The sequence below is a fragment of the Couchioplanes caeruleus genome (genome assembly GCF_003751945.1).
In the GTDB taxonomy this organism is placed as follows: domain Bacteria; phylum Actinomycetota; class Actinomycetes; order Mycobacteriales; family Micromonosporaceae; genus Actinoplanes; species Actinoplanes caeruleus.
In genome coordinates this window covers 7,596,683-7,609,995 of sequence record NZ_RJKL01000001.1, presented here as the reverse complement: position 1 = coordinate 7,609,995, position 13,313 = coordinate 7,596,683, and the positions used below count along the sequence as shown (strand labels likewise).

The 13,313-nt window shown below is 70.8% G+C and carries 10 protein-coding genes and 1 pseudogene; 2 read left to right on the top strand and 9 right to left on the bottom strand.

What is annotated here, in order from left to right; translation table 11 throughout:
* Positions 1-104 precede the first annotated feature (104 nt).
* On the bottom strand, positions 105-860 hold the full coding sequence (locus EDD30_RS34295) for a response regulator (protein WP_084557076.1): 756 nt from the start codon (positions 858-860) through the stop codon (positions 105-107).
* The gene (locus tag EDD30_RS34290; RefSeq protein WP_071808209.1) at positions 857-2,011 is read right to left on the bottom strand and encodes a sensor histidine kinase; all 1,155 of its coding nucleotides are present in this window, start codon (positions 2,009-2,011) and stop codon (positions 857-859) included. The genes EDD30_RS34295 and EDD30_RS34290 overlap by 4 nt, the downstream gene beginning before the upstream one ends.
* Before the next feature lie 110 nt (positions 2,012-2,121).
* On the opposite strand from EDD30_RS34290, the gene EDD30_RS34285 reads away from it, so the two are divergent.
* On the top strand, positions 2,122-3,477 hold the full coding sequence (locus EDD30_RS34285) for an alpha/beta fold hydrolase (protein WP_071808213.1): 1,356 nt from the start codon (positions 2,122-2,124) through the stop codon (positions 3,475-3,477).
* Positions 3,478-3,516: 39 nt separating this feature from the next.
* Here EDD30_RS34285 and EDD30_RS34280 read toward each other — a convergent pair.
* Positions 3,517-4,398, bottom strand: a pseudogene (locus EDD30_RS34280) (IS5 family transposase).
* A gap of 541 nt (positions 4,399-4,939) precedes the next feature.
* Between EDD30_RS34280 and EDD30_RS34275 the strand changes: the two are divergent.
* Positions 4,940-7,204, top strand: coding sequence for an Orn/Lys/Arg family decarboxylase (locus tag EDD30_RS34275; RefSeq protein ID WP_211277891.1), 2,265 nt, complete (start codon positions 4,940-4,942; stop codon positions 7,202-7,204).
* Here EDD30_RS34275 and EDD30_RS39555 read toward each other — a convergent pair.
* The 6 genes from EDD30_RS39555 to EDD30_RS34250 all read right to left on the bottom strand — a co-directional run bounded on the left by EDD30_RS39555 (position 7,171) and on the right by EDD30_RS34250 (position 13,262).
* A complete protein-coding gene (locus tag EDD30_RS39555) occupies positions 7,171-7,323 on the bottom strand; it encodes a hypothetical protein (RefSeq protein ID WP_170047475.1) in 153 nt (50 codons plus the stop codon). The genes EDD30_RS34275 and EDD30_RS39555 overlap by 34 nt on opposite strands.
* Before the next feature lie 195 nt (positions 7,324-7,518).
* Positions 7,519-8,340, bottom strand: a complete 822-nt coding sequence (locus tag EDD30_RS34270) for a hypothetical protein (RefSeq protein WP_071807463.1) — start codon at positions 8,338-8,340, stop codon at positions 7,519-7,521.
* Between the two features lie 338 nt (positions 8,341-8,678).
* Complete coding sequence (locus EDD30_RS34265) at positions 8,679-9,104, bottom strand: response regulator transcription factor (protein ID WP_071807462.1); 426 nt, start codon at positions 9,102-9,104, stop codon at positions 8,679-8,681.
* Positions 9,105-9,143: 39 nt separating this feature from the next.
* Complete coding sequence (locus EDD30_RS34260) at positions 9,144-10,067, bottom strand: type II secretion system F family protein (protein ID WP_071807461.1); 924 nt, start codon at positions 10,065-10,067, stop codon at positions 9,144-9,146.
* 1 nt (position 10,068) lies between these two features.
* Positions 10,069-12,009 carry a type II secretion system F family protein gene (locus EDD30_RS34255; protein WP_084556758.1) on the bottom strand — a complete coding sequence of 647 codons (1,941 nt, stop codon included), beginning with the start codon at positions 12,007-12,009 and terminating at the stop codon, positions 10,069-10,071.
* Positions 12,006-13,262 carry a TadA family conjugal transfer-associated ATPase gene (locus EDD30_RS34250; RefSeq protein WP_244945497.1) on the bottom strand — a complete coding sequence of 419 codons (1,257 nt, stop codon included), beginning with the start codon at positions 13,260-13,262 and terminating at the stop codon, positions 12,006-12,008. Before EDD30_RS34250 ends, EDD30_RS34255 begins: the two co-directional genes overlap by 4 nt.
* Positions 13,263-13,313: the final 51 nt, after the last annotated feature.

Genomic DNA, 13,313 nt, shown 5'->3' with positions numbered 1-13,313 from the left:
CCCGCTGGACCACCCGCCGGGCCCGCACCGACGACCGTCCCGTCCCCGCTGACTGGCGTGCTCCGGCGCCGGTCGCGGGTCTCGACACCACCGGCCGCACGTCGTTACAGAAGTTCGGCGTCGTGGACCAGGAGAGCTATCTGGACGCGGTTGTTCAGATCGAGCTTGCTCAGCAGCCGGGAGACGTGGCCCTTCACCGTCGGCACGCCCATGCCCAGATCGGTCCCGATCTCCGCGTTCGAGCAACCCCGCCCGACCAGCACGGCCACCTCCCGCTCGCGGTCGGTGAGCATGGTGAGCCGCTCCCGGGCCAGCGCCCGCCGGGTGCCCGCCTCGGGGTCGGCGACGTGGTCGATCAGGCAGCGGATCACCGAAGGGGACGCCGTCGCCGCGCCGGACGCGACGGCCCGCACGGCCGCCAGGACCTCCCAAGGCGGGGTGTCCTTGAGCAGGAAGCCGCTCGCTCCGCCGCGAAGGGCCTCGAGCACGTACTCGTCCGCATTGAAGGTGGTCAGCACGATCACGTGCGGCGCCCCCGGGCGGCTGCGGATGCGCCGGGTGGCGACCAGGCCGTCCACTCGCGGCATCCGGATGTCCATCAGCATGACGTCCGGCCAGTGGGCACCGGCCACGTGCACCGCCTCGGCACCGTCGCCCGCCTCGGCCACCACCTCGATGTCCGCCGACTCGCCGACCAGGATCCGCAACCCGGCCCGGACCAGCGGGTCGTCGTCGACGATCGCCAGCCGGATCGGCCGGTCGCGGGCGTCATCCGGCGGCGAGCCGGATGAACTCCCGGAAGAAGCGGCGAGGGAACCGTCCGGAAAGCCGGGCGGTGCGCCTGGACGGGATGCGCTCACGCGGGCCACGGTAGCTCCGCCTCCAGCCGGAATTCGCCCCTGTCCCCGCCGTATCGCACCCGTCCGCCTGCGAGCGACACACGTTCGCCGATGCCCACCAGACCCAGCCCGCCGTGCGGGGACGGCGCCTCGGGCGTGCCGGAGAAGGGGTTGACGATGGTGATGCGCAGACCGTGCCCGGCCTCGCCCGCCAGGCACACCGACGCGGCCGGCCCCGATCCGTGTTTGCGCGCGTTGGTGAGGCCCTCCTGGACGATCCGGTACACGGTGCGCCCGAGCGTCGATGGTGGCTCATCCGCTTCCACCGCGTTGACGAAGTCCACCGTCATGCCCGCCTCCCGCGCGATCCTCACCAACTCGACCATGTCGGCGAAGCCGGGCTGCGGCGGCTCCGGCCGCCGGTGCGGCGAGCCCACCACCGAACGCAGCTCCTCCAAGGCCTCACGCGCGCTGGACCGGATAGCGCCGGCGGCGATCGACAGCTCCTGCGGGGACACCCCGGAGCGCACCTCGAGGGCTCCCGCGTGCAGGCTGATCAGCGACATCCGGTGCGCCACCACGTCGTGCATCTCCCGAGCGATGCGCGCCCGCTCGGTGAGCTTCGCCTGCTCCGCGCGCAACTGCTGCTCGGCCTCCAGACGCGCGGCATGCTCCCGGAGCGACGCGGTGAGCCGCCGGTAGGCCTGCATGAACATTCCCCAGCCGATCGCCGCCACGGTGACCATCCCGCGGACCACGAAGTCGACCCAGATTGCGAAGCCCGGGTGGTCGTGCAGCAAGTAGTAGATCCCGGCGGTGCCCACGTTGGCCACGCCGAGCAGCAGCAGCAGCCGTGGTCGGCACCGGATCGCGGCGGTGAACAGGGCCAGGGTGATCGCCCCGGTCGCGGTGACCGACACCGCGCCGAACGGCAGCAACGCCACCGTCAGGCCGAGCGGATACCGGCGGCGCAGCAGCAGCGCTGCCGCGCACGCGAGCCCCAGAGCGACATCCGCCTGCCACGGGAGCAGCGCGCCGGGTCTGGTCGCGTCGCCCAGGACCACCATCACCGACCCGTACGCCACGGCCAGGACGATCGCAATGCCATCGGCGAGCCGATCCCGGGCCGGCGTCTGTCGGCCGGGCCGGGGTACGAGGAGATCGAACAGCATGGGGGCAGCCTAGGAGGTGCGCGCGGTGAGGGGAAACGTACCAAAGTAGGGTCCGTACCGATCCCTGCGAAGGCTGTGGCGGACCGCGGGCGGACCGCATGCTCACCGGCATGAATCTGCTCCGACTCGCAACGGCACTGGCCGCCTCGGCATCGTGGGGCGTCGCGGCCGGGCTCTGGACGCCGCGCGGCCCGCTCACCACCGCACAGGCACTCTGGTCCATCGCGATCAGCCTCGCGGTGGGCTACGCGGCCGGCCGGCTGACCCGCTCACGCTGGGCGCTCATCGGCGGCCCTGTGGCATACGCGGTGGCCGTCGAATTGACCCGGGCGGCCGTGACCGGGCCCTCCGTGGACGCTCCACACCTGAGCGTCTTCGGGCTGATGGCCCTGCTCGCCGGCCGCGGCGTCCACGGCCTGCTGGCACTGCTCCCGCTCGCGCTCGGCGCGGCCTACGGCCGGGGCCCACGGAGTCGGATCCTCGTCGGCGCGACCACCGTCGTCCTCGCCCTGGTCACCGTGGGCGTCGCCATACCGGCCCGGACCCCGGCGATCCCCGGCGGTGTCGCCGAACTCGTCACCGTTGACGCCAACGGCCACCGCCTGGGCGTCATGATCCGCGGCGGAAACCCGGCGCTGCCCGTGCTGCTCTTCGTACCCGGCACCCCGGGCGGCTCGGAGAAGGGTGCGGCACGACGGCATCTCGCCGCGCTGGAAGAGCACTTCGTCGTGGCCACCCTGGACCGGCGGGGCGGCGGCTCCTCCTACGCGACCCTCGACCCCACCTCGACCGTCACGGTCGACGACGCCGTGGCGGACATCGTCGCCGTCACCGACCACCTCCGGGAGCGCTTCGAGCAGCAGAAGATCTACCTGCTCGGCTTCTCCGGCGGCTCGGTGCTCGCCACCCTCGCGGCGCACCGGCATCCCGACCGCTTCCGCGCCTACATCGGCACCGGCCAGGCCGTGGATCTGAAGGCCAGCGACCAGATCTTCTACGCCGACATCATGGCCTGGGCGCGCAGCACCGGACACGACGACGTGGCCGATCAGCTCACCGCGCAGGGCCCGCCACCGTACGCGGACTTCTGGTCCTACGAGCCGATCCTGCTCCACGAGAACGAGGCCTACGCCCAAGGGGAGCCCGCCCTGGAGACCGGCGCCGGCGAGTTCACGCTGCTGGAGAAGGCGCACAGCGTTAACGCGATCATGGACACCTGGCACATCCTCTACCCGCGCATGCAGGACACCGACCTCCGCCGGGAGGTGCCCGCGCTGAGTATCCCCGCCTACTTCGTGCAAGGTTCTCAGGAGATGCGTGGCCTCGCGGTCATCTTCGACCAGTGGTACGCCACGCTCCGGTCGCCGGACAAGGGACGACAGACCATCCCGGGTGGTCACCGGGCACTGTTCGAGCACCCGGAGGAGTTCGCGACCGCCGTGACGACGCTACTCGCGCCCCCGTGAGGCGAAGACCGGTGTAGCCCCTAGAGCGAATCTGACGGATCATTGGCAGGCTCGGTCGGGTTTGGCCCGGAGCCAGATCATGATCGAGGCGATGGTCACGGTGGCGTGGTAACGGTCCTTGAGCTTGTCGTAGCGCGTGGCGACGGCCCGGAACTGCTTGAGCCGGTTTGAAGGCCCGTTCGATCTGGTTGCGGTCCTTGTACCGCTCGGCGTCGAACAGCGGTGGTCTGCCACCACGAGAACCACGGCGGGCGCGACCAGCACGCACGTCATCGCGTTCAGGGATGGTGTGCGGGATGCGTCGGGCTCGTAGCGAACGGCGGTTCGCCTTGGATCCGTACGCCTTGTCGGCGGTCAGATGATCCAGGCGCTTGCGGGGTCGCCCTCGCCTGCCGGACCGGGCGACACCGACCGCGTCGATCAGCGCCACTAACTCTTTGGTGTCAGAGCTCTGCCCGGCTGTGATGCGCGTGACCAGTGACCGGCCGCGTCCCTCGGCGAGCAGATGCAGTTTGGTGCTCAGGCCGCCCCGGGAACGGCCAAGCCCTTGAGCTGCCCGCGATTCGGTGGCGGTCAGCCCCTTTTGCGGGCGCCCGCAGCGTTTTGATGAGCCCGCACGATCGTCGAGTCGACCTGCGCACGCCAATCAAGTTCGCCGGTAGCGTCCGCGTCGACCTGCAACCGCCGTTCGATCCTGGCCCAGGTCCCGTCCTGTTCCCACTGCGAGAACCGGTGATAGCAGGTCTTCCACGGCCCGTAGCGGTCCGGGACCTGATGCCACTTCGCGCCGTTCTCGGTCCGCCACAGGATCCCGTTGATCACCTGCCGGTGATCACGCCACCGGCCACCACGCTGCGGCAACATGCTCGGCAGCAAGACCGCCAAACGATCCCACTCTTGATCAGTCAGATCACCAGCCACGCCACATCAACGATCGATCAACGCGATCCGCGATGATCCGTCAGATGCGCTCTAGTCGTGAGTCGTTGATGCGGGTGCAGCAGCGGGCGATGGATTCGAGGATCTGGTCGGCGGTCTTGGTCCAGACGTAAGGCCGCGGGTTGTCGTTTCCAGGTTCGGATCCAGGTCCGGATGTCTTTGTGGAGAGCGGCGCCCGCGCGGCAAGGGGCTTGCGCCGACGTCGGCCGCCGCGACCACGCCTGTACCTGCTCTCGTTCCTCATCAGTGAGCACGATCGGGACTGCTACCCGAGGAAGGCATGCACCCCGCCATACCCACCGACAGTGGATCAACGACTCAGGACACTAGTCGAGTGTTGATTGCTGGAAGCGCGTGCTCTCGGTATGAAAGTCGCGCGTGCAGGCTTTGCGACACCGTATGGTGGATGTCACCCGGCTCGGGGACCCGCACGGGTTCCCCGCCCGGATCGCTCTCGTCCTGGCTAGGTTCACGGCGATGCACATGCCCCGCTGCGCCAGCTACCGCCGAGAGGGCGTTCACCTTGTCGTTCCCGGTCACGATCGTCACGCCCGCGGGAGGCCCCGCCGGGGCGCAACGGCCACTGGAACTTCTCGAAGCCGCCCTGATCCGGGCTGGTCTGGAGCTCGGGCGGATCGGCGACGAAGGGCGGGGCACCGAGCGGCCGGGAACGCTGGCACACGTCGCCCGGTCAAGCTCGGCTGTTCTCTACACGCTGCAGCTCACGGTCCGCCGGTCCCACGACGGGCCCGAGGAACCCTCCGACGTGGCCGCCGTCCGCGCGGCAGCCGAGTTCGCGCAGGCCGTCCGCGCACACAATGACCGGGTCCCGATCCTGCTGTTCGGCGAGCAGTTGACGGCACGACGAATTCCGCAGTCGGTGCTCTCCCAGATCGACGGCGTCGTCAACGCCTACGAGGACACCCCCGACTTCCTGGCCCGCAAGATCCAGCGGGAGGTCAGCCACTATGTCGGCCAGTTGGCACCGCCGTTCTTCGCGGCGCTGATGCGCTACGCCAACGACGGCGCCTACTCCTGGCACTGCCCCGGCCACTCCGGCGGCACCGCGTTCCTGAAAAGCCCCATCGGCACCCTCTTCCACGAGTTCTTCGGCGAGAACCTGCTGCGTGCCGACGTGTGCAACGCCGTCGAGGAACTGGGGCAGTTGCTCGATCACACCGGCCCTATCGCCGACAGCGAACGCCTCGCCGCCAGGACGTTCCGCGCCGACCACCTCTACTTCGTCACCAACGGCACCTCCACCTCCAACAAGATCGTGTGGAACTCGCTGGTCGGGCCGGGCGACATCGTCGCGGTGGACCGCAACTGCCACAAGTCGGTCCTGCACGCCATCATGCTCACCGGAGCCGTACCGATCTATCTGATGCCGACCCGCAACAAGGCCGGCACCATCGGACCCATCCCACGCAGCGAATTCACCGCCGCCGCACTCCAGGCCAAGATCGAGACCAGTCCCCTGGTCACCGACAAGAGCAGACGGATCCGCCTGCTGGCCCTGACCCAATCCACCTACGACGGCATCATCTACCGCGCCGACGAACTAAAGGAAAACCTCGACGGCGTCGTCGACGCCCTCCACTTCGACGAGGCCTGGCTGCCGCACGCCGGCTTCCACAAGCTGTACGAAGGAATGCACGGTGTCGCCAACGACCGCGACCGCACCAACCGGACCGTGGTCTACTCCACCCAGTCCACCCACAAACTCCTCGCCGGCCTCTCCCAGGCGTCCCAGATCCTCGTCCAGGACACCACCGGCGGCCACTTCGACAGTCGGGTCTTAGCTCAGGCGTACCGCATGCACACCTCGACCAGCCCGCAGTACGCCATCATCGCCAGCTGCGACGTGTCCGCTGAGATGATGGCCGGCAAACGCGGCCGCGCTCTGGTCGAGGAAAGCATCACCGAGGCGATGGAGTTCCGCCGCACCGTCATCCGCGTCGGCGAGGAACGCGACGACTGGTGGTTCGGCGTCTGGGGACCGGACACCCCACCCCGGACCGGACTGCCCGAACGCTCCGAGTGGGAGCTGACCGCTGACGCCACATGGCACGGCTTCGACCAGGTCGACGACGGTTTCACCATGCTCGACCCGATCAAGGTCACCCTCAAGATGCCGGGCCTCACCGTGCACGGCGAGTTCAGCGAACCCGGCTCACCGAGCATCCCGGGCGTGGTGCTGGCGCGCTATCTCGCCGAACACGGAGTCGTGGTGGAGAAGACCGGCCTGTACTCGCTGCTCGTGCTCTTCACCATCGGTATCACCAAAGGCCGCTGGAACTCCCTGGTCGCCGAACTGCACCGCTTCAAGAGCGCCTACGACGGCAACGCCGCGATCGAACGGCTCATGCCGGCCTTCGCCGCCGCGTACCCCGGTTACGCCGGGCTCGGACTACGGGATCTCTGCGATGCCCTGCATACCACCTACCGCGACGCCGACCTCGCCGAACTGACCACGACGATCTACACCGAGCCCGTCGAGCAGGTGACGCTCCCGGCCGACGCGTGGACCGCCATGGCCGCCGGGCACGTCGAACACGTGCCGGTGGAGAAACTGGCCGGCCGTACGACCGCGGTGCTTCTCACCCCGTACCCGCCGGGAATTCCGCTGCTGGTCCCCGGCGAGCGGATCAGCGCGACGATCGTGCGCTTCCTACGGCACGAACAGGTCCTGGCCCAACGCTGGCCCGGCTTCACCGGCATCACCCACGGCGTCGCCGACGAGGGCACCGGCAATCACCGTACGGTCGCCTGCCTGCTTGCCTCGTAGACGGGCCCAGCGTCTTGAGGGTGACCGGGCCGGGGGTCCTCCCGGACCTCGACGGTGTGTCCGGCGAGTTCGACGGCGGTGATCTGCCCGGAGCCGCCGTCGGTCTCGTCGACGATCATGTATTGGACCGTGGCCTCGAACGTGGCGCCGCGGGCGCCGGTGCCGGACCGAAGGCGGTCACGGCGACAAGCGCGAGGGCCCGCGGTCCAGCCGGGCGAGATCGCTCAGGGATCATGTCCACAAACTCGCATAAACCCAAGAAGAGGATTGGAAGGCTGAATTCGGGCTCAACAAACCCTTCGCTCAGCGATGAGTCAGGAGCGTGGGTGGTGGCGCCGCTCGAAGCCCGGCATGTCGATGTGCGGGTCGAGGCCGTCGCCGGAGGACACCTGGGCGGCCAGGCGCTGGGTGAGGCGGCGGGCCCCGGGCCGGCGGCGGCCGTTGGCGTCCGGGGTCTCGGGCCGGCTGAGCAGCTCGGCCATTTCGCCCATCGAGCGGGCAATTTCCTCGAACGGGATGTACAGGGCGCGGTTCGCGGCCGAGCCGAGGTACTCGAAGGGCGTGGAGCCGGCCATCGCGACGAACCGGACGCCCAGCATGTCCAGGTTGCGGAAGGCGGCCGAGTCGAGCATGCAGACGACGTGCCGGACGTCCCAGCGGTGGCCGGCGTTGATGAACGCACGGTAGAGCATGCTGCTGACCGTCAGGCCGTTGCGATCGGTGCGGTAGCGGGGGAGCACCGCGAGCGTGGCGTAGTCCCAGATCCTGCCGCCGTCGTGCATGCCGTGCGCGTCGACGATCTCGGACAACGACACACCGATCAGGCCGGGCGCATCGTCCAGGGTCTTGCCGCCACCCTCGATCGCCCGTGCGGCGCCCGCCGGCAGCCCGGTCTCCCGGTCGAGGACCAGGAAGAAGTAGCTCTGCTCCTCGTACGGGGTGTACTCAGCGACCATCGCGGCCTCGTCCAGCCCGAACGACTCCTCGAACACGATCCGCTCGACGGTCCGCGCGATGTCGGCCAGCGGGTCGTGCGTGGCGAGGGCCAGGGCGACGAAACGGTTCTCCGACGCGTGTTCGCTGAGCGCCTCGGCGCAGAGGTCACCGAGGGTGTCGTCGTCGAGGGCATAGGACATCTGGGGGCTCCTTGGCGGTGCCGGCGAGGGATGAGCTGCGCGCACCAGGCATACCGGGGGGAATCGAACTTATACAGCATTAGCGATGAGTCCGGATATGTCAAAGAAATTCACATCACACCGGCCCGCGGCCCGCAGGGCGGCCACCGCGAGGCCGCACGTCGGCTCCGAGCGGGTGAACCGCCCCGAGATCTGCGCATGCAACCGGCCCAGCGCCGCAGACCATCGATCAGCATCAACCGCCGCCACCGCCAGCTCAGCGAGCCGATCATCAATGCGTTCCGCCTGCTGAGTGCCGGTGCAGTACTAGACGCAGTGGGCAGCGGTCAGGTGCCTGTTCAGGAGTACCCGGAGTAGCCGCGCCCTCGGGCGACCTCGACGGCCGCCCGGACGTCGGCGATCGAGGTGTCGTGGCCCAGCACGCCGTCGATCAGGTACAGCACCTCGTCCGCGGTGAACGGTTTGGCGAGGTAGTAGTTCGCACCGCTCTCCCGACCGCGCGCGGCGCCGTCCGGGGCCGCGGTCAGCAGGAGCACCGGGGCCTCGGACTCCTGCCGGACCCGGATGTGGCGCAACACCTCGTACCCGTCCAGGCGCGGCATCATGAGGTCCAGCACCACGAAGTCCGGGCACAGGTCCGCGAATGCCCGGACGCCGTCCGCGCCGTCGACGGCGACGTGCACCTCGTGACCGTCCAGCTCGAGCACGTCGCTGAGCAACTGCCGGATAGCCGGGTCGTCATCGACCACCAGGACCTTGGCCATGCGCTTCCTGTCCTTTCGTCCTTGGAGAATTACTCACAGTCAGCGGGCGAACGCGTGGATCATCTGCAGCACGCCCGGCCCGAGGATCACCACGAAGAGGGCCGGGAAGAGGCAGAACAGCACGGGAAAGAGGATCTTGATCGGTACCTTCTGGGCTATCTCCTCGGCGCGCTGGCGGCGCCGTACGCGCATCTCCGCGGCGTGCTCGCGCAGCACCCCGGCGATCGGGATGCCGAGTTCGCCGGCCTGGACGACCGCCGTGACGAACGTGCGCAGCTCCGCGACCGTGGTCCGGGCGCCCAGCGCGCGCATCGCGGCCGCCCGCCCGACGCCCAACTGCATCTCCTGCAGGACGCGCAACAGCTCACGCGCCATCGGCGTACGGCCGTGCTGCGCCACCTGCGCCATGGCGGCGTCGAACCCCAGGCCCGCCTCGACGCTGATGACCAGCGTGTCGAGGACGTCCGGCATGGACAGCAGCAGTTCCTGCTGGCGCTTCAGGGCCATGTTGTAGATCAGCAGGTCCGGCCCGAGGAAACCGGCGGCAGCTCCCAGGACGCCGCCGACCACTGCGCCGCCGCCGGCGCCGAGGAGCGCGGTGAAGCCGGCGCCGACGAGCGCGCCCGCCACCAGCGTGACGCCCTTGAGCGGCACCACCCGCTGCAGCGGCAGCCCGGGAGGGTTGCCGGCGTAGTCCAGATGCCGCTGCAGGCGAGCCACGGCGCCCGACGGGGTCAGCAGCGTGCCGAGCCGGCCGAGCCGCCGTGCCAGCGGTGCACCGAGCCGGTCGGCGAGGGGCCGGTCGCGAGGGGCGACGAAGGCCGCCGGGTTCGGCCGGGGCACCGACTCAAGGAGCCGGGCCACCGCCGCGCCGGCCGGGGCGCTCGCGAAGGCCAGCGCCAGCACGAGTACGGCGGCGGTCAGGGCGACCAGCCCGAGACCGAGCAGGACCGAAGGCGGCACGCTACACCTCCACCTTGACGAGCTTGCGCAGCCAGAGCGCGCCGATGAGGATGCCGGTCACCGAGGTGCCGAGCATGAGCAGGCCCAGCGGCTCGGTGTAGAGGGGGCGCAGGTACTCGCGCCGGAACACGAACATCCAGGCACCGAGCACGATCGGCATGCTGAGCAGGATGAGCGCGGACAGCCGCCCCTCCGCCGACAGCGCGCGGACGTGCCGGTGCAGGCGAGCCCGCTCGCGCATGGTGGTGACCGCGGTCTCCAGCACCTCCGACAGGCTTCCGCCGACCTCGCGCTGGATGCGGATGGCCATGACCAGCCAGGTGAGGTCCTGGCTGGCGTTGCGTTCGGCGACCCGTTCCAGCGACTCCTCCAGGTCCCCGCCGAGCCGGGTCTCGGCCAGCGCGCGGCCCAGCTCCTCGGCGATCGGCTCGGCGCCGTCGCGTACCAGTGCGTCCAGCGACTGCGGCAGCGAGAAGCCCGACCGCAGGGAGCCGACCAGCAGTTGCAGGGCGTCGGGAAGCTGGTCGGCGAACGCACGGGTGCGACGCGCCGCCCGCAACCGCAGGTACAGGCCGGATCCGCACCAACCCGCCAGCATCCCGCCCGGGACGGCGGCCCACCAGGACACCAGCGGCAGCAAAGCCACGGCGCCACCCACCGCACAGCCGAGCCGGATGAGCTGCCATTCCGCCGGGCGCAGGGAACTGCCGGCGCGGTCGAGCGCCAGCTCGAGGCGTTGGCGTCGGTCCGGTTCGCGGACGGCGCGCTCGGACACCACCATCACGGCGCGGACGAGCCCGTTTCCGTCGGGGGCCTCCGCGGGTACGCCGCGGCGCGCGGGAGCGAACCGGTCCAGCTCCTGAAGCCGTCGCTGGACGCGGCCGCGGGCGACGAGGGGGCGCAGCGCCAGCACGGTCGAGCCGAAGATCGCGATGGCCACCACCGCGAGCGTGAGGCCTGGCCCGGCGGGGCGGGTGGCGGGTGCCAGGACCGGCAGCGGGCCGGGCCCGGCCGCGGGGTCGGCCCGGAACGTGACGGGTGCCTCGGCGCTCAGGACCAGGGTGCCGAGCCGGGCCTGGACGCGCAGCACGGCGAACCGCCCGGCCAGCTCCCCCGGTACGCCCGCACGCACCACCACCGGAGCCGACAGGTTCTCCGCCATGCCGCGGAAGGACGCACGCAGCGCCTGGGCGTCGGCGGCGGTGAGCACCCGTCCGCCGGTGACACCGGTGAGGTCCGCCAGGCGTTCGCGGTCCGCATCGGCGCCGAACGCCACCGCGTCCATCGTGGCGTCGACCCGGGCCGCGCCGGACAACAGCCGTTCCGCGCTCAGCCGGGAGGACGTGTCGGCGCCGTCGGACAGCACGACGATGCGGCGCTCGAGGAACCCGGCCGCCGCGGGATTGCGCCGCGGGTCGAGCAGGCTTCCGGCGAGACTGATGCCGTCGTACAGCGCGGTCTGGCCGTCGGCCACGAGACGGGCGACCGTCGTGCCGAAGGCCGCGCGGTCGATGGTGGGTTCCAGCGCCACGGCGGCGGTGCCGGAGACGGTGACCAGCCCCAGTCGGACGTCGGCCGGCGCGGCCGCGGCGTAGTCGAGCGCCGCGGCGCGGGCGGCGGCCAGCCGGGCGCCCGCCATGGAGCCGCTCGTGTCGAGGACCAGCACGACCGCGCGGGCCGGGGCACGTCCCGACGTGGCGGCCACCGGCCTGCTCTCGGCGGTGAGGGTGACGCCGTCCGCCGTCGCGGTCAGGCTCGCTCCGGCGAGGGTGGCTCCCGCCGGCAGGCGGTGGCCGGAGACGAAGAACTCGACGGCGCCGGGCGACGGCTGTAGGCCGGTCACCACGATGCCCGGCGCGCCGGCCGGAGCCGCCGCGGCACCGTCCGCGGACAGGACGGTCACGACCAGCGCGAACGCCGCGGCGATCACGTACCGGATCATCGGGGACCGGCCTGGAAGACGTCGAGCGGGACCGTGACGCCGTGCGCGGCAAGGTGTTCCAGCACGCGCGGACGCAGGCCGGTGGGCTGCAGCTTGCCGCGGAAGCGCCCGGCGGCGTCGGTGCCCGCCCGCAGGTCGAACAGGAACAGGTCCTGCAGGGTGATGACGCCGGACTCCATGCCGACGACCTCGGTGATGTGGGTGATCCGGCGGCTGCCGTCCTGCAGGCGGCTGACCTGGATGATGAGGTGCACGGCCGAGGCGACCTGCTCGCGGATGGCCCGGACCGGCAGGTCCATGCCGGCCATCAGCACCATCGTCTCCATCCGGGCGAGCGCGTCGCGCGGGGTGTTGGCGTGCAGGGTGGTCAGCGACCCGTCGTGGCCGGTGTTCATGGCTTGCAGCATGTCCAGCGCGGCCCCGTCGCGGACCTCGCCGACGACGATGCGGTCCGGCCGCATCCGCAGCGCGTTGCGGACGAGATCGCGGGTGGTGACCGCGCCGCGTCCCTCGACGTTCGGCGGCCGGGATTCGAGGCGCACCACGTGTTCCTGGTGCAGTTGCAGCTCCGCGGCGTCCTCGACCGTGACGATGCGTTCCTCGGCGGGTACGAACCCGGAGAGCACGTTGAGCGTCGTGGTCTTACCGGAGCCGGTGCCTCCGCTGACGACGATGTTGAGGTGGCCGCGTACGCAGGCCCGCAGCAGGTCGGCGGTCTGCCGGGTCAGCGTGCCGAAGGCGATGAGGTCGTCGACGGTGAACGGGTCCCGGGAGAACTTGCGGATGGTCAGCGACGAGCCGTCCAGCGCGATCGGCGGCACGACGGCGTTCACCCGGCTGCCGTCGGGCAGGCGGGCGTCGACCATCGGGCTGGCCTCGTCGACGCGGCGGCCGACCCGGGACACGATGCGGTCGATGACCCGGCGCAGGTGGGCCTCGTCGGCGAACTCGACCCCGGCCGGCTCCAGGCGGCCGCCGCGCTCGACGTAGATGTTGTGCGGGCCGTTCACCATCACCTCGTTGACCGAGGGGTCGCGCAGCAGCGGCTCGATCGGCCCGTGGCCGAGGATCTCGTCGGTCACCTCGCCGGTGATCCGCGCCCGGTCCGCGCTGGTCAGCGGGGTCTCCTCGGCGGCGAGCAGCTCGGCGACGGTACGGCGCACCTGCAGCTCGAGCTCGTCGGCCGCGCCCATGTCGTCGTACAGCTTCGGGCCGAGCAGCTCGGCCAGCCTCCGCTGGATGCGCTGCCGCACGTCGCCGAGCGGGTCCGGCGCCGGACGGCCGGCGCCCGCGCGTGACGGGCC

What these genes read in the sequence shown, in the direction of transcription:
- EDD30_RS34290 (WP_071808209.1), bottom strand. Translation starts at nt 2,011, where the DNA reads ATGCTGTTCGATCTCCTCGTACCCCGGCCCGGCCGACAGACGCCGGCC.
- EDD30_RS34285 (WP_071808213.1), top strand. Translation starts at nt 2,122, where the DNA reads ATGAATCTGCTCCGACTCGCAACGGCACTGGCCGCCTCGGCATCGTGG.
- EDD30_RS39555 (WP_170047475.1), bottom strand. Translation starts at nt 7,323, where the DNA reads ATGATCGTCGACGAGACCGACGGCGGCTCCGGGCAGATCACCGCCGTC.
- EDD30_RS34270 (WP_071807463.1), bottom strand. Translation starts at nt 8,340, where the DNA reads ATGTCCTATGCCCTCGACGACGACACCCTCGGTGACCTCTGCGCCGAG.
- EDD30_RS34265 (WP_071807462.1), bottom strand. Translation starts at nt 9,104, where the DNA reads ATGGCCAAGGTCCTGGTGGTCGATGACGACCCGGCTATCCGGCAGTTG.
- EDD30_RS34255 (WP_084556758.1), bottom strand. Translation starts at nt 12,009, where the DNA reads ATGATCCGGTACGTGATCGCCGCGGCGTTCGCGCTGGTCGTGACCGTC.